This is a genomic window from Chryseobacterium vrystaatense (genome assembly GCF_000737765.1).
GTDB lineage: Bacteria > Bacteroidota > Bacteroidia > Flavobacteriales > Weeksellaceae > Chryseobacterium > Chryseobacterium vrystaatense.
Window position 1 is genome coordinate 251092 of record NZ_JPRI01000007.1, and the last position, 20561, is coordinate 271652.

General features: G+C 37.2%; 15 protein-coding genes. 10 read left to right on the forward strand and 5 right to left on the reverse strand.

From position 1 onward, the window contains the following. Window positions 1–43: 43 nt before the first annotated feature. A complete protein-coding gene (locus IW16_RS18060) occupies window positions 44–958 on the reverse strand; it encodes a helix-turn-helix domain-containing protein (protein WP_034747556.1) in 915 nt (304 codons plus the stop codon). 333 nt (window positions 959–1291) lie between these two features. Beyond that, window positions 1292–1801: a hypothetical protein gene (locus IW16_RS18065; protein ID WP_034747559.1), complete on the reverse strand. Its 510-nt coding sequence runs from the start codon at window positions 1799–1801 to the stop codon at window positions 1292–1294. A gap of 120 nt (window positions 1802–1921) precedes the next feature. Between IW16_RS18065 and IW16_RS18070 the strand changes: the two genes are divergently transcribed. The 8 genes from IW16_RS18070 (at window position 1922) to IW16_RS18105 (ending at window position 12294) form a co-directional block, all read left to right on the forward strand. Then, window positions 1922–3340 carry an aminotransferase-like domain-containing protein gene (locus IW16_RS18070; RefSeq protein WP_034747561.1) on the forward strand — a complete coding sequence of 473 codons (1419 nt, stop codon included), beginning with the start codon at window positions 1922–1924 and terminating at the stop codon, window positions 3338–3340. A 208-nt stretch (window positions 3341–3548) separates the two neighbouring features. Continuing rightward, window positions 3549–3908, forward strand: a complete 360-nt coding sequence (locus tag IW16_RS18075; protein ID WP_034747563.1) for a hypothetical protein — start codon at window positions 3549–3551, stop codon at window positions 3906–3908. Between the two features lie 71 nt (window positions 3909–3979). Next, entirely contained in the window at window positions 3980–4681 is a 702-nt protein-coding gene (locus IW16_RS18080; protein ID WP_034747566.1) for an ABC transporter ATP-binding protein, read from the forward strand. Window positions 4682–4691: 10 nt separating this feature from the next. Then, window positions 4692–7166: a TonB-dependent receptor gene (locus IW16_RS18085; RefSeq protein WP_034747569.1), complete on the forward strand. Its 2475-nt coding sequence runs from the start codon at window positions 4692–4694 to the stop codon at window positions 7164–7166. 10 nt (window positions 7167–7176) lie between these two features. After that, complete coding sequence (locus IW16_RS18090; protein ID WP_034747572.1) at window positions 7177–8625, forward strand: DUF3526 domain-containing protein; 1449 nt, start codon at window positions 7177–7179, stop codon at window positions 8623–8625. 2 nt (window positions 8626–8627) lie between these two features. Continuing rightward, window positions 8628–9977 (forward strand): DUF3526 domain-containing protein, encoded by a 1350-nt coding sequence (locus IW16_RS18095; RefSeq protein ID WP_034747575.1) that lies wholly within the window; start codon window positions 8628–8630, stop codon window positions 9975–9977. A 321-nt stretch (window positions 9978–10298) separates the two neighbouring features. After that, window positions 10299–10475, forward strand: a complete 177-nt coding sequence (locus IW16_RS18100) for a histone H1 (protein ID WP_034747578.1) — start codon at window positions 10299–10301, stop codon at window positions 10473–10475. 247 nt (window positions 10476–10722) lie between these two features. After that, complete coding sequence (locus IW16_RS18105; protein WP_034747581.1) at window positions 10723–12294, forward strand: M20/M25/M40 family metallo-hydrolase; 1572 nt, start codon at window positions 10723–10725, stop codon at window positions 12292–12294. Window positions 12295–12395: 101 nt separating this feature from the next. Here IW16_RS18105 and IW16_RS18110 read toward each other — a convergent pair whose 3' ends face one another. From IW16_RS18110 to IW16_RS18120, 3 genes are read right to left on the reverse strand one after another with little or no spacing between them, the layout of a single operon-like run. After that, complete coding sequence (locus IW16_RS18110; RefSeq protein ID WP_034747583.1) at window positions 12396–12962, reverse strand: RDD family protein; 567 nt, start codon at window positions 12960–12962, stop codon at window positions 12396–12398. A gap of 38 nt (window positions 12963–13000) precedes the next feature. After that, window positions 13001–13657 (reverse strand): HAD family hydrolase, encoded by a 657-nt coding sequence (locus tag IW16_RS18115; RefSeq protein WP_034747586.1) that lies wholly within the window; start codon window positions 13655–13657, stop codon window positions 13001–13003. Window positions 13658–13714: 57 nt separating this feature from the next. Further along, complete coding sequence (locus tag IW16_RS18120; protein WP_034747589.1) at window positions 13715–15838, reverse strand: Tex family protein; 2124 nt, start codon at window positions 15836–15838, stop codon at window positions 13715–13717. Between the two features lie 200 nt (window positions 15839–16038). Here IW16_RS18120 and cas9 point away from each other — a divergent pair, with 200 nt between their 5' ends. Together cas9 and IW16_RS18130 are read left to right on the forward strand one after the other, a co-directional pair. Beyond that, window positions 16039–19722: a type II CRISPR RNA-guided endonuclease Cas9 gene (cas9, locus tag IW16_RS18125; RefSeq protein WP_084694583.1), complete on the forward strand. Its 3684-nt coding sequence runs from the start codon at window positions 16039–16041 to the stop codon at window positions 19720–19722. A gap of 68 nt (window positions 19723–19790) precedes the next feature. After that, window positions 19791–20549: an IS5 family transposase gene (locus IW16_RS18130; RefSeq protein WP_034747594.1), complete on the forward strand. Its 759-nt coding sequence runs from the start codon at window positions 19791–19793 to the stop codon at window positions 20547–20549. Window positions 20550–20561: the final 12 nt, after the last annotated feature.

A 20561-nucleotide genomic window follows, 5' to 3' on the forward strand; every position in this document is an offset into this window, starting at 1 on the left:
TTGAATTTTAAAAGACAAAGTAAAAATTACAAAAATCAAAGATTTAATATGCGTTTTTAAATTTTAAAGGTGAAACCTCAGCATGCTTTTTAAAGAAATTATTGAAATGGGAAGGCTGGTCAAACCCCAATGTATATCCTATTTCCGCAATATCCCAGTTCGTGTATTTCAGAAGATTTTTCGACTCTTCAAAAACCCTTTCTTTAATGATTTGCGTTGTGGTAAGCTGAGTCACGGATTTTACCGATGAATTCAAATGATTGACATGCACATTCAGATGCTCTGCAAAATCAGAAGCCGTTTTCAAAGCCAGCGGATAAGCCGGAGAATCCAACGGAAACTGTTTGTTGAGAAGCTCATCGAACAATCGGTAAAGGCGGATGTTGGCAGGAAGTTCATTAGGATGAATATCATCTACACGATTCTCCAAAGCAAGATGCATCACAGAAGCAAGGTGGCTTTTGATACTGCTGCACCGGAATGGATAAGCTGAGTTATTCAGTTTATACATTTGTTCAAAATAAAGTGTTGCCAGCTGGGTCTGCTCATCTGTTAAAAAAACAATAGGTTTGCTCCACTCCTTAAAAAGGGATGTCTTTTTAAACAAATTGAATTCTGTATTTCCATTAAAAAACTCCTGATTGAACAGACAGAAATAGCCCTCCTGAAGATCACCGTCACATTCCCATGAATAAGGGATATGAGGAGAAGGAAAAAAAAGGGCAGGGCGGTCAATATACAGTTCATGGGCACCATATTGAAAAGTGCCTTTCCCCTGAATAAAGCTTACTTTATAATAATCCCGGCGGTTGTAGGGACTTTTAAAACTACAGTATTTCCGCATGGAAACATTAAAATGTGACTTTCCGGTTTCGAAATCATCAGAGTCAAACATTTTCATTTGATTCTTCCTGAGACGTTTGTAATAATCTTCAATGGTTTCAAGCTGATCACTCATAATTTTAAAATTATAAAAATCAAAGATACGTAAACCACCGCCAATCTTTATCTGCTTTCTGACATGTAATAATAATCTGTAAAATAGTTTTTCTCAATTTTCTTTGAACAGGAAGTTTATGATAGACTTATAATGAATATTTCTCAGTCAGAGCAAAAAAACAACCATTAAGACTCATGAAGCAGTTAAGAATGATTAAACCGAATATACTTTTTAACCCAAGTAAATTTTATCTCAACTTCCCCGAGTGACTTCACAAAGTTCTTAATGGAAAAAAATAAACAGTATCTGAATATTTTAAAACGTTTTGAGAAACGTACTGTTCATTGCAATCTAATTTTTACTGAACTGTAATATATGTGATGGAAGTTTAAAAGGTCCTGCGTCCGCATCGGCAGCTACAGTAAATCCTGAGTCCTTTAAAAATGCTGCAAGAGGATCATGAACCATCATATTGATCCAGATGATATCCGTAAAACTGGCCGCTGACTTGCTTTTTTTCCAAAGTGATTCCCTGACTTCAGCAGAATCGAATTCAGGAAGAATCACAAAACTGATCTCTGTTGCTTTTTTACCTTCAGGAAGAGAAGAATGTCCTGTACCACTTTTCAGAATGCTGTATCCAACTGGTTTCCCGTCCAGATAAGTGATGATAAGCTGGGTGGAAAGGTCATTGAGATCATTGATCATCTTTCTGGGATCAATATCGTTTTCTATATATTTTTTGACTTCTTCTTCAGGGACGAGTTCCCTGTGCAGCGAGTAGACTGAAGAATCGATAATGGTTATAAGATCAGAAATTCCCTCCTCAGAACCTACTGTAAATTTTGAAATTATATTCATGAATCTTTTTTATTCAAAATTAGAAGATTATTGCATTCAAAAGGGATACAGTTTTGATTAATTTAATCGGTACAGTTGCTTATTTTGTAAATTTGTACGGTACAGTTTAAAAAAATAGGAATGCGGAGCTACAAATATGAAGTTTTTACAATGATTCTTGAAGAGCAGATCAAAAGAGGAATTCTGATTCAAGGACAACGTCTGCCATCTGTGCGCGAGATCAAAAATACATACAGCCTGAGTACAAGTTCGGTGCAGAGCGGGTTTGAATATCTCATGATGAAAGGTTTGGTGGAAAGCAGTCCACGTTCCGGATACTTTGTAGCATATACTCCGGATACTCATGTTTCTAAAATGAAAACGTACCTCCCTCCGGTAGTTCGCGATGCTGAATTTGCTGAAAATGTTATGCTTACCTCTGCCAGAAACAAACCATCGGAATCAAGCACTTTCAATACAGCTGCACCGGGAGATCTTTTGGTTCCGCAAAAACTGATTCTTAGAACAATGCAGGAAGTTATCCGTGAAAAAGGAGCAGCTCTGCTAAGGTATTATCCGTCCAACGGGCTGGATGAACTGAGAAAACAGATTTCCCTTCATACGGCTATTCATGGATGTTTGTTAAATCCAGATGAGATCATCATTACAGACGGCGCACTGCAGGCGCTTACAATAGCTTTACGTGCGGTCACCGATCCCGGCGATATTGTAGCTGTTGAAAGTCCCTCCGTCTTTTCAGTGCTGGAAGCTATGGCCAACCTCGGACTTAAAATAATAGAAATTCCCATTCATTATGAAAACGGTTTTGATACAGAATACTTCAGGAATATCTGTACATCGAATGAAATAAAGGCAGTGATAGTCACCCCGAATTTTCACAATCCGACAGGGATCGTTATGAATGATGATGCTAAAAAAGAATTGCTGAAAGCTGCGGTCTCTTTTCAGATTCCCATTATTGAAAACGATATATATGGTGATCTTTATTTTGGTGAAAAAAGACCGAGAAGTATTAAGAGCTTTGATGATTCCGGGTTGGTGATGACCTATTCTTCATTTGCAAAAACACTGGCACCGGGAATCCGTTTGGGGTGGCTTCATACCGGACGTTTTTATTCCCGTTCGGAAAGAGCAAGATTTGTTATGGGCAGATCCGTTTCCCCCATCTACCAGGAACTGATGCTGAAACTCCTGCAGGGTAATAGTTACCAGAGACATTTGAGGTCATTCAGAAAACACCTGAACCGGCAGGCATTGGAAGTGTTGAATGCTTTACGGAGATACTTTCCTGAAGATTCATATTTTCACAGCCCTCAGGGAGGATACAGTATTTGGGGAAGGCTTCCGGAAAGAACTGATATGAAATCATTTTTTAATTATTGCAATCAAAACAAAATTCTGTTCACTCCCGGAAATACGTTTTCACTGACGGGCGAGTATGATCATCATTTCCGGATTGTTTTTGCAGACAGGATCACTGAGGAAAGCATGAGCTTACTGGAAAGTGCGGGTAAAAAAGCAAAAGAACTTGCCAGGTAAGTCTGTTTGTGAAAGAATAATGATTTGTTTCGATGGCTGAAAACAGATGTGTTAATAGGATGCTTAATCATGCTTAAGAATTATATCTATCCACTAATGGTCAAAAGCTGATCCTGTAAAAATTTTGAAAATACTCCGCATAAAACCTCCTGTTAATTAAATATTTTTTAATTTCGCAGGATTCAAAGTCACTTTGTAAATCTATCTATTGAGAGTCACGAGGCATTTTAAAAACTTTTTAACGGCAATATTCATTGCTGTTTATGCTTTTGCTGTTTCTCCGGCAGAATACCTCCACCATCATTTTCTTCACAGCCAGAATGCAGGAAATTCATTTCAGCAAGCGAAAGGTGAACATGGCAAAATATTCAAAAAAGCCTTTTCTTCTTGTGATACAAAATGTCCTATCTGCCACCATAAACTTTTGGGTGAGGAAGGAACAGGAAAAATTTACACTGCTACCTTTTCTGCAACAAAAATCACGGGAAAGATCTTTTCTTCTCCCGAATTTCCATTTTCTAACAGTCGTTTTTCTTTACCGGACAGAGGGCCGCCAGCTGTATTATAATTTTTAAATATCCCAAGCCTGCTTTTGCGGGCTGAACTTCTTTTGATTATTTAATTATCTAATACATTTTCATGTCAATATTACAAGCAATTGAGCTTAGTAAGCAGTACAACCATGTCACTGCACTAAGCGGACTTAATATATCCGTACAAAAAGGCGAAATTTTCTGTCTGCTGGGCCAAAACGGAGCCGGCAAAACTACTACCATCAATATATTTTTAGGATTTTTAAAAGCAACTTCCGGTCAGGCTCTTATCAATGGAGTTCCGGTGGAAATCAATGGTGAGACCACTAAAAAATATACGGCTTATATTCCGGAAGTGGTGCAGCTGTATCCTCATCTTACGGGGATCGAAAACTTAGACTTTTTCAGTCAGATGGCCGGATTTCGATATTCTAAAGAAGAACTTGGACTGTTTCTGGAAAACACAAGTCTTCAGAAGGCTGCTCATCACAAAAAACTGTCTGATTATTCTAAAGGAATGCGCCAGAAAGTGGCCATAGCTATTGCTGTTGCGAAAAATGCAGATCTCATTTTAATGGATGAACCTACTTCAGGACTTGACCCAAAAGCTACCGCAGAATTCACGAGGATCTGCAAAGATCTTGCGGCAAAAGGTAAAACCATTATGATGGCAACCCACGATATCTTCAACGCTGTGAACGTGGGAACAAGGATAGGGATTATGAAAGAAGGAAGCCTGGTTCACACTCTTGATGCCCAATCTGTTACTGCAGATGAACTTCAGAAAATTTATTTAGAAACGATCTAAGAACCGGGCAATGAAGTATTTATATATAACAGCTGCACTGGCTATTGCCAGTGTGAAGGTCTGTGCGCAGCATACATTATCCGGAGAAGTGGTCGGGGAAAGCCACAAAAAGCTTAAAAATGCCCTGATCATTATTAAAAATAATGAAAACCTATATGAAACAACAACCCGGGACGGAAATTTTACGATACCGGATTTCAAAAAGGGGATCTACGAAATACATGTTAACGCTCAATCTTATGAGACCTACACCGAGCATATAGAAGCGGACAGTTTATTTTTAACAAAGAAACTGTTGGTTCATCTGTACAAAGTGGGAAGTATCCAGGAAGTTGAAATTGTAGGCAGGGCATCAAAAAAGTATCATAGTGATTATTCTTTCTCAGCTACCAAAATTGGAGTTCATAACAAAGATATTCCCTTTTCTATTTCTACGGTGAGCAAGGAGCTTATCAGTGACAAGCAGGCTTTCCAGCTCGGTGATGCTGTAAAAATGGCCAGCAGTGTAACTCCTGTGAGTTATTACAACCAGTTCAGTATCCGTGGAATTGCACAAAATGAAGAAGGAACGATCATCAATGGAATGCGTACGCGCCAATATTACTTTATGCAGCCTGTTACCACCAATCTTGAGAAGATAGAAGTTATAAAAGGCCCTGCCAGCGCAGTTCTTTCAAGTGTAGATCCCGGAGGAAGTATTGTTCTTGTAACCAAGAAACCGCTGAAGACAGCAAGCAGGGAAGTCAGCATGAGTGTAGGAAGCTTTAGCACCATAAGAAGTTCACTCGATTTTACCGGACCTCTGAACAAAGAGAAAACTCTTTTGTACCGGTTTAATGCCGGTTATTCACAGGCTCAGAGTTTCAGAGATATCCAGTCTCAGAAAAGTATTCTGGTGTCTCCCTCCCTTTCCTATATACCTAATGACAGGATAGCGGTTAATGTAGAAATGATCTACAGTGACCTTAATGGAAAAATAGATCGCGGACAGCCCATTTTCGGAGCGGTAGAAGGAATGACGGATCTGCGGAGCACCCCCATAAGCTTCAACCTGGGAGCCATTAATGATTACTTTAAATCAAAGGAGCTGATCATTATGTCCAATTTTACACACCGTATTACCGATAAAATCAGCATCAATGCATCCTACATGAAACAGACCTGGAAAGAAGATCTTCAGGAACACAGAACAACCAACGCTTTTGCTGTAGATGCGAATAATAAACCTATCCCAACGCTTGCCGGGATGCAGATGGTACAGCGGAATCAGTTCTGGAATACAGATAATCTCAATGCTTATCTGGTATTCCATCTTAAAACAGGACCTATTGAGCATAAAATTCTGACTGGTTACGATTTGATCAGTACTCACAAATACAAAGGAGGCGCACAGAACACAGCAAGAGGATATCTTCTGAACAATGGAAAAACAACTTCTTCGTATAATCCTCAGAATGCAGGTGATTATCAGATGGTGACGGTCAATGGTATTACCATGCCTAAACCGAATGTAGAGCATTTTAATCTTGCGCAGCCAGTTTACAGTATTAAAAATCCTGATGAATATGTTTTTTCAAAGACCGCTTTACTACCGGCATTGATACGTTCTAATGGAATTTATATTCAGGATCAGATCAAATGGAATCAATTTAATTTGTTTTTAAGTCTCAGACAGGAATGGTTTCAGGATATTACCAGATATAAGGAGAATAATGAAATTGTTGTAAAAGACAGCAAATTAATCCCCAGAATTGGTCTTACTTATAACGTCAATGATGATATCAATGTATACGCTTCTTATATAGAAGGATTTCAACCGCAATCGAATACAGCTTCGCTGGCACCGGTGGCTATTCCTGAAGGCAGAGCCTTTGATCCTTTAAGGAGCCAGTCCAGAGAGATCGGAATGAAGGCTGATTTTTTTAATAAAAAGATTCATGTGGATGTTGCTGTATACGAAATCCGCCAGCGGAATATACTCCTGAATGCCAACGATCCTGCTGAACCCGACCGCCTGGTGACTAGAGGGCAGGAGCGGAGTCGTGGTTTTGAGTTAGATGTCATAGGTAATATCTTACCCCACTGGCAGGTCTTTGCGTCGTATGGATACAATGATGCGAGAATTATTGACGACATTAATCCTGCATTGATAGGGGCCAGAAAACAAAATACACCGTTTCACAGTGCGAATATCTGGCAGAAATACAGTTTTGAAGAATCTTCTTTTCTGAAGGACATTGCCGTGGGATTCGGTGTTCAGTACAGTGGAAACAAAGTTCCGATGTATAACCGTTCATTTTTAGTCCCTGAATATACAGTCTTTGATGCTGCAATTTATTACTCACCCAAACAGGGACCTGTGAAAATCTCTTTCAATGTGAGTAATCTTTTTAATACCACTTACTGGCTGGGTGCGCAAAACTACCTCCGTTTGTTTCCCGGAGCTCCGAGAAATGCAATGCTCACCGCAGTCTATAAATTTTAAATCTATAAATATGAGAATACATATTATCCGTCTGATTTCCATACAGCTTTGGAAACAGTCACTAAAGAATAAAGCGGTTGTTTTTCTACTGTTGATCCTGAGTCTTCTTTTTGTATTTGCAGCCTATACGGGCTGGCAGGATTATAAAGTACAGGAAGATGTCAGAGTCAAACATCAGGTAGAGGTTCGGCATCAATGGGAAGAAAAACCGGACAAACATCCTCACAGAATGGCTCATTACGGCTATCTCATTTTCAGAGCCAGATATCCGTTAAGCTTTTTTGATTATGGTTTGGAGCGCTATATGGGAAATTCAGTATTTCTTGAAGCTCATAAGCAGAATACCGTTAATTTTTCGGAAGCCGGATTTTCTTCTGGAATGCTGAGGTTTGGAGAGGTAAGTACTGCTATGATTCTGCAGACTCTTATCCCTTTATTTATTTTTTTCCTGGGATTCAGCTGCATTTCTGCAGAGCGTGAAAATAATACCTTAAAAGTGCTGCTAAGTCAGGGAGTACGGTGGAAGGAGCTGCTGGCAGGAAAAATACTGGGACTGCTTTTTCTGGTCTGCCTGGTTTTCATTCCTGTCATGATCCTGTCTTTGGTTATGTGGTTTTCTCTGACAGATTTTAAAAATACGTTTGACGAATTTTTGCGACTATTTTGGATTGCAGCAACTTATTTTATCTATTTTTTTATTATCTGCAGCATTTGCGTGATCGTGTCTGCGGTAAGCAGAACGTCAAGATCCTCACTGGTAAAACTGATAGGTTTGTGGCTTCTGTTTATCGTTATTATTCCCAGAACTGCACAGGCGTTTGGTGCCTATCTGTATCCGGCACCGTCAAAGATAGATTTTGATACCCGTGTGGAAAATGAACTGGTAAAAACGGGAGACAGCCACAACCCCAATGATATCTATTATAAAGAAATAAAAGATTCTCTTCTGCATGTGTATCGTGTGAAAACAGTAGAGGAGCTGCCCTTTAATTATAGTGGTTATATCATGGCTCAAGGTGAAAAGATTAGTTCCGGAATTTATAATAAAAACTGGCAAAAACAGCTTGATATTTATGAAAAGCAAAACACGGTCAACCGTTCACTTGCTTTTGTGAATCCTTTTCAGGCTGTTAAAGATCTTTCGACAGCGCTTACGGGATCAGACTTTAATTCATATATCAGTTATCAGCAACAGGTCGAAGACTACAGATATCAGCTGGCACAGCTCATGAATAAACTGCAGATGGAAAATATCAGCAACAAAAAACAGGAGGCCAATGAAAAACCTTATACTATAAGCAGGAGTCACTGGAAAGACCTGCCTGATTTTCAATATCGGTTTATCAGCCAAAGCACCTTGTTCCAGAATGAAGCAGTTTCTGTACTTTCTCTTTTGGTATGGGCCTTAGGTCTTCTTTTTGTCCTTCATTTTTTATCTAAAACAATAAAAATAAATTAATCATGTACCTTTTATTATTTAAAAACTTCATCCGTTCCCAGTCTGCCTATCTGGGAATGTTGTTCCTGTTATTATCAGGACTGGTAAGTATATTGGTCGGAAGGCAGTTTATTGAAAAGCAAAAAGCTAATATTGGTCATACAGATGTATACCAGAAAGAGCATATTGAAAGGTATACAGGATATATAGAGAAAGACCTCGGGCTCTTGCTGTATTATCTGAAGTTTGGACTGGTGAATAAAACAGACAACCTGAATGCGCTGTCGATTGGTCAGAGAGATGTCAATCCCTCGATACAAAGCTTAACCATAAGAAATCTGGAAGGGCAGAAGTATGATACAGATCTTCAGAATCCGGTAAGTCTGCTTTTGGGTAGCCTGGATCTGGGATTTGTTATTATTTTTCTTTTTCCGCTGGTGATTATTTCCTACTGTTATAATCTTCTGTCGGAAGAAAAAGAAGAGAGTACCTGGATTCTTTTATCTGTACAGTCACAAACACCTTTTAATATTCTGTTTAAAAAATTTCTGGTCCGTTTTGCAGTTATTGCCGGAGTTTTGCTGCTTCTGATTATTTTGGCTGTTCCTATTCTTAATCTGGACATTAATGGAGCGCTGGCAGGTTTTATTCTGGTGTCACTCTTTTATATAATTGTATGGTTTGCACTAAGTTTCTGGGTCGTTTCATGGAATAAGAGTTCCGGGGCAGGGGCAGCAGGACTTTTATGTTTTTGGATTGTGCTGACTGTTATTCTGCCAGCAGTTCTCAACAATTTTGTTTTGAGCAGATATCCTCTTCCGGAAGCATTGGATACTGCCATTGAGCAGAGAGAGGCTTATCATGAAAAATGGGATACCGATCAGAGACCAACTTTAGAGAAATTTTATAAGCATTATCCTCAGTTCAGATCTTATGGTTTTCCTAAAGAAAATTTCAACTGGCTTTGGTATTATGCCATGCAGCAAATGGGGGATGACGAGTCGAAAAACCAGTCCGGTCAGTTAAAGGCTAAACTATGGAAAAGAGAAGAAATGAGCAGAAAGCTTTCTTATTTTGTTCCCGGACTTCATGTACAGTTTCAGTTTAGTGATCTTACCGGTTCAGGTTTGGCTGATCAGTTAAAATTTACCCAGGAAGCAGAAAGGTTTCACGAGAGCAAAAGACTTTTGTTCTATCCTAAAATTTTTGCAAACAAACCTACCGGAAGTATCGACTGGAAAAAGTTTGGACTGGAGTATTATCATGAACGGAGTGAAATCAACTGGCTGGCTATGCTTGGGCCGTTATTCCTGTTTAGTTTGCTTTTTTATTGTCTGGGGGCTGCGAATTTTAGGAAACATACGGTTTTATAATAATTGGATTTTTGAAGTCGATTAAAAAAAATCATTTGGTGAAATCAGAATGAGGGTAATGAATGACGAAGAGTCTCCAATGATTATAGAATTTTGGAATGAGAATAAATGTAAACTGAGAAGGGATAGTGTAATACTTGACTAATCCATCTAAAGGCCTTATAAATCTAAGAAAAGCCTGGATTTTTTAATATAAATGCAAAAAATGATAACCTCACAATTAAAAAGTAGAAAAAAATCGCATTTTAACCCAAAATTTTTAAGCTTGAGCTAGGCTGGAATTACCATAAAACCTATATTTGCACCCTAAATTTTAAAATAATGAAAGAACTAATTGAAAAAATCAACGCTGAATTCGAAGCGTTCGCAAGTGAGGCTAACCAACAAGCAGAAAAAGGAAACAAAGCTGCTGGTACAAGAGCTCGTAAATCAGCTTTAGAACTTAGCAAATTGTTCAAAGAATTCAGAAAAGTTTCTGTAGAAGAAGCTAAAAAATAATTCGTTCCCGAGCCGGCTCACTGAGCCGGCTTTTTTATTCCTTGATTTTCCCTTGTTACCAGCTTTTATCAATACGAAACAACCTACTTTCGATTCACGCCTAAACTGCTATTTTTAAGTTGGTGTTTTTTATTGATCGTCTCCATGCATAAGGTCATATTGTTTTTGGGCAGATCATCATATCAATACATCGTCATACCATCCTTATTTAAACAATTTCTACTATCTTTAGCATTCAATATATGTTATGAAGATAAATAGATTTTTTGCTGTACCGGCAGTTGTGCTGGCTGCCCAGTTCTCATGGGCTCAGGTGAAGGTAGATCCGAAAGAAAAGCTTGATCCTATTGTCAAAAGTTTTGTAGATGAAATCAACAACAGCTCTCAGCTGGAAAACATGGCTTATGAGCTTCTGGACGGTATCGGACCCCGTCTTGTAGGAACTCCAGAAATGTTGGCTGCGAATGAATGGTCTGCTGCTAAGCTCCGTTCGTGGGGAATAGAGTCCAACCTTCAGCAGTTTGGAACATGGAAAGGATGGCAGCGTGGCATTACGCATGTAGACATGACGTATCCACGTGTGAAATCATTGGCTGCGACACAGCTTGCATGGAGTCCTGCAACCAAAAAAGCAGTAGAGGCTGAAGTTATCATACTTCCAAAAGTTTCTTCCAAAGCTGAATTTGACGCGTGGCTTCCTTCCGCAAAAGGAAAAATAGTGCTTATTGCACAATATCAGAAGATCGGGCGTTCTGACGAGCAGATTAAAGAATTTGCCACTCCGCAACTGTACGAAAAACTGAAAGCAGAAAAAGAACAGGCAGCAAAAGACTTCCGTGATTATGTGAAGAATATTGGCTATGATAATAATACGCTTCCGGAAGCTTTAGAAAAAGCAGGAGCATCAGGAATTGCTATTTCCAACTGGACAGGAATCATGGGCGCAAACAGGATTTTCGGTGCCAAGACCTCAAAAATTCCGATGATTGACATCGATGTGGAAGATTATGGAATGCTGTACAGAATGGCAGAAAAGGGAGCGAAGCCTAAGATCAAAGTAGAAGCACAGTCTAAAATCCTTCCTGATGCGAAAAATTTCAACACGATCGGAATCATCAAAGGAAAAGAAAAGCCTGAAGAATACGTGATTCTTTCTGCACACCTTGATTCATGGGATGGAGCTCAGGGCGCTACAGACAATGGAACAGGTACGCTTACCATGCTTGAAGCCATGAGGATCCTGAAAAAATATTATCCGAACAATAAGAGAACCATTGTGGTTGGTCTTTGGGGTAGTGAAGAACAGGGACTGAACGGTTCAAGAGGGTTCGTTGCAGACAATCCGCAGATTATGAAAGGTACACAGGCGGTATTCAATCAGGATAACGGGACGGGACGTGTAATTAATATCAGCGGTCAGGGATTTGCAGATTCTTACAGCTATATCGGAAAATGGCTGAACGGAGTTCCTAAAACGGTAAGAGATCAGATTAAAACAGATTTTCCGGGAATGCCTGGGGGTGGAGGTTCTGACCATGCTTCATTTGTAGCAGCAGGAGTACCCGGGTTTTCTTTAAGCTCTCTGAACTGGGGATATTTTGGTTACACCTGGCATACGACCAAAGATACCTATGACAAAATAGTTTTTGATGAGGTTAAAAATAATGTGGTTTTAACGGCTGCATTAGCTTATATGGCATCTGAAGATCCGGAATTTACCAGTAGAGAAAAAAGGGTAATGCCTCAGGACGACAAAGGCGAAACGGTAAAATGGCCGGAAGCTAAGGAACCAAAGAGAGATTCCAGGGATTATAAATAGAGACGCGGGATTTCAGATCTTAGACATCATACGCGATATTTTGTTAACCAGTTTTTTGATTGTGTTTTAAAATATCCTTAGAATATAAAAGGTTGTACAGATTATTGTACAACCTTTGTTTTTTGCGTGTAGAGAAGCTTTCTTATTTCCTCAATTTTATTTTCCTTTACAATGTAGGTTTTGCAGATCTTGTTGTTCAGGTTCATTCTGAAATTCATTTGAGTACCTTCTTTTTCCCATGTGTGATTTAGTGGCGGGACATAATCTATAAAGTTGACCAATAAATTCGCAAGGCACAAAAAGTTTCTTTTTAAAGATAATAACAGGCTGGGAAAATTTCCAAAATCATCAATTACCTTTATTTTAAATACAGCCTTTCCTAAAGTCGTTCCCCAATACCATTCACACAGAGCCCCCGAAATAATAACACACGGAATGGAATACAAAAAACAGATGAAAGCTATTTTTCCAAACAGAAAGAAGAAAATAAGAAAGAAGGGCAGCATATCGATAAGTTTAGCGAAAAGTCTTTCTGTTTCATTGCCTTTATAAGTAGCTTCGTAGGGAAAGTCATACTCAAAAGAATTGTAAATCCTGTATCCAAATTCATCAAATTGACGGGTTGGCCTACGGATAATTCTTCTGTCTTTGAGCTCAGATATTTTCATCACACCTTATTATTGAAATTCGATAGAAACATTACCTTTTAAATCTCATTAGCGATTTCTAAAACACACGATTCCAGATCAGAAAACTTCGAAACAGAAGGCTTGTAATCACTTGCATTCAATTTTCCAAAGCCATATTTACAGAAGATAAAAGGCAACCCGTTAGCGGACGCAGAATCATAATCGGTCTGTGTGTCACCAATATAGATGGTATTTTCAGCGCTTAAATGGTTTCTTTCCATGAGTAGTTTGATATTCTCCGATTTCGCTTTTTTAGTCCTGCCGTGAGATTCAATATCTGTAAATAAATCATTGAATTGGTAGTATTCTAAAAACGCTTCAATATATCCGTCCTGGCAGTTACTGACAATAAAAAGTTTATGGTTTTTGGATAGGTTCTTTAGCGTTTCTGCAACTCCTTCGTAAAGAATTCCACCCTCAGAATGAAGTACCTTATTTTCCTTTTGCACAATCTCCGAAAGAATATCCTGAACCTGCTGATCAGAAATTCCGGGAATAATATCTTTTAGAATGTCTTTAAATAACAGTCCCATATATTGATCCATATCTTCGGGTTTCAATTCCCTTGTGATCAGTTGATGTTCTGTTAAAACCTCATTCCAGATTTTGATGATGGTAGCTCTGGGGTCCCAAAGCGTTCCATCTAAGTCGAAAATTAAATTTTTATTGCTCAAAATGTATTGTTACTTTGTTTGATTTGTAATGATAACTTAACCTGTACAAAAGCCTACTTATAAAATCATGCTTAGCTGTACTCTTTTTCTTGCTTCATCCACCTCTGTGACTTTTACCCGGACGTGCTGGTGAAGTTTTACGACTTCATTCACATCAGAAACAAAACCGTCCTTCAGCTGAGAAATATGAACAAGTCCGCTTTCCTTAATTCCAAGATCCACGAAACATCCGAAAGCCGTAATATTATTGACAATCCCCGGAAGAATCATTCCTGCTTTTAAATCTCTGATGCTTTTTACACTTGGATCAAATTCAAATACTTTGGCTGCTTTTCTAGGGTCTAATCCCGGTTTTTCAAGCTCTTTTAAAATATCCTTAATTCCTAAAATTCCGATTTCTTCAGTAACGTAATTTTCAGGTTTTACCAAAGCCGTTTTTTCTTTACTTCCGATAAGTTCTGTGGTTTTAATACCCAGATCTCTGGCCATTTTTTCAACAATGCCATATGCTTCCGGATGCACGGCAGAATTGTCCAGTGGATTTTTAGCATTAGTAATCCTTACGAAAGCTGCCGCCTGCTGATAAGCTTTTTCTCCAAGCCTTGGTACTTTCTTAAGCTGTTTTCTATCCTCAAAAGCACCATTTTCAGTTCGGTAACTGACAATGTTTTCTGCCATTTTTTCTCCTATTCCTGAAACGTAGCTTAATAATGACTTGCTTGCAGTATTTAAATTGATCCCCACCGAGTTCACACACTTCATCACCGTGGAATCCAGTTCGTTTTTCAATTGAGTCTGGTCTACATCATGCTGATATTGTCCTACACCAATTGATTTGGCATCTATTTTTACCAATTCGGCCAAAGGATCTGCTAACCTTCTTCCGATAGAAACTGCACCACGCACCGTTACATCATAAGAAGGGAATTCATCCCTTGCAATTTTACTCGCAGAATAAACTGATGCTCCCGCTTCCGACACCACAAAAACCTGCAGTGGTTTATCAAAAGCAATTTTTTTGATGAAAAATTCAGTTTCACGGCTTGCCGTCCCGTTTCCAATAGAGATCGCTTCAATATGGTAGGCATTCACCATAGAGCGTATTTTTTTCATTGCCATTCCACTCTCATTCTGTGGAGCATGAGGATAAAGGGTTTCATTGTGAAGAAGGTCTCCTTTTTCGTCAATACAAACCACTTTGCATCCGCTTCTGTATCCAGGATCGATTGCTAAAATTCTTTTTTCTCCCAAAGGAGGGGCAAGAAGCAATTGGCTCAGGTTTTCAGAGAATATTTCAATAGCCTTTTTATCTGCCTTTTCTTTAGCTTCCTGTAGTGCTTCGTTTGAAATAGCAGGTTCTAAAAGTCTTTTATAACTGTCTTTTATGGCCAGAGCGATTTGTTCCGAACTTTCATTATTAGATTTAATGATTGCTTTTTCTATAAAGTCGACAGCTTCCTCTTTATCAATTCCTATATTCACTTTCACAAAACCTTCTGATTCAGCTCTGAGCATGGCCAAAAGCCTGTGAGAAGGGGTTCTGTTAAGATTTTCTTCCCATTCGAAATACTGTGAAAATTTCTGTGCCTCTTCTTCGTCTTTTTTTGCTTTAACAACTTTAGAAGTAACTATTGCTTTGCGCTGGAAAATGCGGCGCAGATTTTTACGGACGTACATATTTTCATTGATCCATTCTGCCATAATATCTCTTGCCCCCTGAAGAGCTTCTTCCTCTGAAGAAACATCACCGGTAAGATATTTGGAAACCAGAAATTGGAGATCATTGTTTTTCTGGCTCATAATGATCTTAGCCAAAGGTTCCAGTCCTTTTTCTTTAGCGGTATCCGCTTTGGTCTTTCTGCGTTTTTTGAATGGGAGATATAAGTCTTCCAGTTCCGTAATGTCAAAGCTTTCTTCAATTCTCTGCTTAAGTTCAGGAGTCAAGGCATTCTGCTCTTCAATTGATTTCAAAATGCTCTCCTTACGTTTGACTATTTCCTCAAACTGCTTGCTGATTTTGGAGATCTGTTCGATTTGAACTTCATCCAGATTTCCTGTTTTATCCTTTCTGTAACGAGAAATAAAAGGGATGGTGCAGTCTTCTGCTAATAATTGAAGGGTATTGTTGATGCTCTTTTCGGAGATATCGAGCTGTTGCTGTATAAATGTTACCGTTGTCATTATCTTGTTTTCGGAAGGCTAAAATAAGGTTTTGGAATGAAAAAAACTGAATACTGATAAACAGAAAATATTGGAAATAAAAATCCCCCGTATTGAAAGACGAGGGGGCTTAAATGTTTTCACAACGGAATAATCCTTATTGTGAATTGCTTTTCAAAATTATTAATACAAATATAGAAGAAAAAAACAGTAGTTGATTTATGGTAAACCATAATTTAAATGCTTTTTTTATTTATATTTTTATACAGCATCTAAAAACTAGAATGATGATTAAAAATATACTTGGATTAGACTTGGGAACCAACTCAATTGGCTGGGCTTTAATAGAAGTCGATGAAAACAATATTCCCCTGAGAATTATAGCAATGGGTTCCAGAATAATTCCTTTATCAACAAGTGATAAAGAAGAATTTCAAAGAGGCTTGTCAATTACAAAAAATCAAAGTAGAACATTAAGTCGTACTCAGAGGAAAGGCTATGATAGGAAACAACTGAAAAAAAGTAATTTAAAGAAAATTCTTAATAAATACAATATTTTCCCATCAGAAGAATTATTAAAACTGCCAATGCTTGATTTGTGGAAACTAAGAAGTGATTCTGCTAATCCCAATGAAAATATTTCTGCAGAACAACTTGGTCGTATTCTCTATATGCTTAATCAGAAAAGAGGTTATAAGTCTGCAAGAAGCGAAGCTAATTCTGATAAAAAAGATACAGATTATGTTCAGGCTGTAAAAGGACGTTATGCTCAGTTAAAAGATAGGAATCAGACTATTGGGCAATATTTTTATGGGGGACTTTCTAACGCTTTTTCAGACAAAGATAATCAGCAGTATTTCAGAGTAAAAGAAGAAGTTTATCCAAGAGAAGCTTATATAGAAGAGTTTGATACCATTATTAATGCTCAAAAAGATAAGCACGATTTTCTTACAGATAATGTGGTTCATCAGTTAAGAAATGAAATCATTTATTTTCAAAGGATATTGAAATCTCAAAAAGGATTAGTTAGTATCTGTGAATTTGAAGGCTTTGAGAAAACGGTTTTTGATAATAAAAAAAACAAGAATAAAATAGTATTTGTTGGGCCAAAAGTTGCTCCTAAAACCTCTCCTCTCTTTCAGCTTTGCAGGATTTGGGAAGTTGTCAATACGATTACTGTAAAAATAAAAAATCCAGAAGGAAGTAAATATAAATGGGGCGAAAAAATTCCAGATTTAAAGGAAAAAGAAATTTTAGCAGATTATTTATTTAAGAATGAAAGCCTAAGTTTTAGTAAACTTCTTGAAATTTTAGAATTAAAAAAACAAGATGTATATGTGAATAAGCAAATCTTGAAAGGTATTAAAGGAAATGAAACGTATGCAACTCTTCATAGTGTTTTAGGCGATAATGAACTTTTGAATTTTGATGTATCTATCGTTACTTCAAATCAGACTGCAATATTGGTAGATAAGAAGACAGGCGAAATTCTTGAAGAAAGAACTGGACTTGAACTTAATGCAACATTGGAAAAAGAACCATTGTATCAACTGTGGCATACCATTTATTCTCTGAAAGATTTAGATGAGTGTAAAAGTGCTTTAATTAAAAGGTTTGGTTTGGATCAAGAAATTGCCGAAAAATTGTCTCATATCGATTTTAATAAACAGGCTTTTGGAAATAAATCTAATAAATCGATGAGGAAAATTCTTCCTTTTCTGATGGAGGGTTATGATTATTCTCAATCTTGTAGTTTGGCGGGCTATAATCATTCTAATTCTTTGACTAAAGATGAAAGAGAAAAACAAATTACTTTAGACCGGTTAGAACTTCTTCCAAAAAACAGTTTGAGACAACCTATTGTTGAGAAAATTCTAAATCAGATGATTAATGTAGTTAATGTAATCCTTGAGCAATACGGAAAACCATCTGAAATTAGAGTTGAACTTGCCCGCGCACTTAAACAAAGTAAAGACGAACGAAATGAGACCGATTTACAAAATTCTAAAAATAAAAAACTCAATGAAGAAATCGGGAAAAGATTGGCTGAATTGGGATTGCCTGTCACCAAGCGATATGTTCAAAAGTATAAATTCATTTTTCCATCACTTAGTAAAAACCTGAAAGATGCTCACGTTAATAATCAATGTATTTATTGTGGAGAAACTTTCAATTTAACAGAAGCTTTGAGTGGGGATGCCTATGATGTTGACCATATTGTGCCGAAAACTTTATTATTCGATGATTCTCAGACCAATAAGGTTTTGGTTCATCGAAAATGTAACTCGACAAAAACTAATCAAACTGCTTACGATTACATTGCTACAAAAGGCGATGAACAGGTTCGGGTATATTCAGAACGGGTGGATGACTGGTTCAAGAGAGGAATTATTTCTTACAGTAAAATGCAAAGGTTGAAAGTTTCACACAAAGAATATCTTGAAAGGAAAAAACTTGGAAAAGAAACAGAAACCGATAAAAAGCTTTGGGAAAACTTCATCGACAGGCAATTGAAAGATACTCAATATATCTCTCGAAAATCAAGGGACATTTTACAGAAAATATGTAATAACGTAACAACAACAGAAGGTGGAGTTACTGCAAAACTCCGCAACTTATGGGGTTGGGATGATGTTTTAATGACTCTTCAAATGCCTAGATACAAAGAATTAGGGCAAACCGTCACCAAAGAATGGACAAGCGAACACGGAAAAAGAAAACATCAAAAAGAAGAAATCGAAAATTGGACAAAAAGAGACGATCATCGCCATCACGCTATTGACGCTTTGGTAATTGCCTGTACACAACAAGGTTTTATTCAACGAATAAATACTTTGAATTCAAGTGAGACAAAAGATTTGATGGTGAAAGAAGTTAAGGAAGCTAAGGTGGAGTTTAGTGAAAAGACTACACTTTTAGAAAAATATCTAAAAACGCAGAAGCCATTTAATACACAAGAAGTAATGAACGAAGCGGATAAGGTTTTAATTTCATTTAAAGCGGGTAAAAAAGTCGCAACAATATCTAAATTTAAAGCAACAGGAAGGAATAAAGAGGCAGGTGTAATTGTTCCAAGGGGAGCTTTACACGAACAATCTGTTTATGGTAAAATAAAAGTAATTGAGAATGATAAATCTTTAAAATATTTATTTGAAAACTCAGATAAAATCGTAAACACAAGGATTAAAAATCTTATTAAAACAAGGCTCTCAGAAAATGAAAATAATTCTAAAAAAGCTTTATCAACATTACAGAAAACTCCAATCTTTTTAAACGAAGAAAAAACTGAGATCCTGGAAAAAGCATCTTGTTACAATGATGCAACGGTAATGAAATACAAATTGCAAAGTCTAAAAGCAAGCCAGGCCGATGATATTGTTGATGAAAGAATAAAATTTTTGGTAAAAGAAAGACTTGCTCAATTTGGAAATAAGGAAAAAGAAGCTTTCAAGGATATCCTTTGGTTTAATGAAGAAAAACAAATTCCGATTATAACGGTTCGTTTGTTTGCCCGCCCCGATGCTAATAATTTACAGACAATTAAGAAAGATAAAGATGGTAAAGATATTGGCTTTGTTCTTACAGGAAATAATCATCATATCGCCATTTATGAAGATAAAGATAATAAGCTTGTTCAACACAGTTGCACGTTTTGGCACGCAGTGGAAAGGAAAAAATATAATATTCCTGCTGTTATTGGAAATTCATCAGTTGTTTGGAGTCAATTATTAGACAAAGAGTTTCCAATATCATTTTTAGATAAGTTACCTACAGATAGACTTAATCTAAAGTTTAGTATGCAGCAAAATGAAATGTTTATTCTGGGTTTATCACAAGGTGAATTTGATGAAGCAATAAATAATAATGATAAATCTTTATTAAGAGCCTGTTTAAAAAATGAATAATAAAAAAGAGTATGGGCTAAAAACTGGCTAAAAATTGTCATTTTAGAGTTGCAAAACAAAAAATATCAATGTATCCAACAGATGTAACCCAAACTCAGTGGCAATTTATAAAAAAAGCATTAGATTTTGATGACAGAAAACGAAAATATGATTTAATTGTCATTTGGAATGCGATTAGTTATTTGGTGAAAACAGGTTGTCAATGGCGTTTTTTACCTCATGATTTTCCAAAATGGCAATTGGTTTATTACTATTATTCAAAATGGTCAAATCTGGAGGTTTTCGATTTATTATTGTCAAAATTGAGGGAAAAAGTACGACAAAACAGAGGTCAAAAAGCCGAGGCAAGTTTGGGAATTATGGACAGTCAGAGCGTTCGCTGGGGAAATAACCGTTCGCTCAATGGTTATGATGGAGGTAAAAAAGTAAAAGGCATCAAGCGACACGTTGTGGTAGATAAAAATGGGTTTTTGTTAGCTGTCATGGTAAGTGTTGCCAATATTCACGACAGTAAAGCCGCATTATTATTGATGAAAACACTGCAATACTTATTGATTCCACTTGATGTAATCCTCGCTGATGGAGGTTACAGAGGTGAGATTATTGAGGAAATAAGAATCAAGTTCAATTATATCATTCAAATCGTTATGCGGAGTGACAGAAAAGTAAGAGAATTTGAGCCCATTCATAAACGATGGATTATAGAACGTACTTTTTCTTGGTTTGATAATGATAGAAGATTATGCAGGAATTATGAACTTCTAATGGAAAGTTCTGAAAACATGGTCAAATTATCTGCCATAAAATTATTACTCAATAAAATTTAAACAGCCTCTAAG

What these genes read in the sequence shown, in the direction of transcription:
- IW16_RS18060 (WP_034747556.1), bottom strand. Translation starts at nt 958, where the DNA reads ATGAGTGATCAGCTTGAAACCATTGAAGATTATTACAAACGTCTCAGG.
- IW16_RS18065 (WP_034747559.1), bottom strand. Translation starts at nt 1,801, where the DNA reads ATGAATATAATTTCAAAATTTACAGTAGGTTCTGAGGAGGGAATTTCT.
- IW16_RS18070 (WP_034747561.1), top strand. Translation starts at nt 1,922, where the DNA reads ATGCGGAGCTACAAATATGAAGTTTTTACAATGATTCTTGAAGAGCAG.
- IW16_RS18080 (WP_034747566.1), top strand. Translation starts at nt 3,980, where the DNA reads ATGTCAATATTACAAGCAATTGAGCTTAGTAAGCAGTACAACCATGTC.
- IW16_RS18085 (WP_034747569.1), top strand. Translation starts at nt 4,692, where the DNA reads ATGAAGTATTTATATATAACAGCTGCACTGGCTATTGCCAGTGTGAAG.
- IW16_RS18090 (WP_034747572.1), top strand. Translation starts at nt 7,177, where the DNA reads ATGAGAATACATATTATCCGTCTGATTTCCATACAGCTTTGGAAACAG.
- IW16_RS18095 (WP_034747575.1), top strand. Translation starts at nt 8,628, where the DNA reads ATGTACCTTTTATTATTTAAAAACTTCATCCGTTCCCAGTCTGCCTAT.
- IW16_RS18100 (WP_034747578.1), top strand. Translation starts at nt 10,299, where the DNA reads ATGAAAGAACTAATTGAAAAAATCAACGCTGAATTCGAAGCGTTCGCA.
- IW16_RS18105 (WP_034747581.1), top strand. Translation starts at nt 10,723, where the DNA reads ATGAAGATAAATAGATTTTTTGCTGTACCGGCAGTTGTGCTGGCTGCC.
- IW16_RS18110 (WP_034747583.1), bottom strand. Translation starts at nt 12,962, where the DNA reads ATGAAAATATCTGAGCTCAAAGACAGAAGAATTATCCGTAGGCCAACC.
- IW16_RS18120 (WP_034747589.1), bottom strand. Translation starts at nt 15,838, where the DNA reads ATGACAACGGTAACATTTATACAGCAACAGCTCGATATCTCCGAAAAG.
- cas9 (WP_084694583.1), top strand. Translation starts at nt 16,039, where the DNA reads ATGGTAAACCATAATTTAAATGCTTTTTTTATTTATATTTTTATACAG.
- IW16_RS18130 (WP_034747594.1), top strand. Translation starts at nt 19,791, where the DNA reads ATGTATCCAACAGATGTAACCCAAACTCAGTGGCAATTTATAAAAAAA.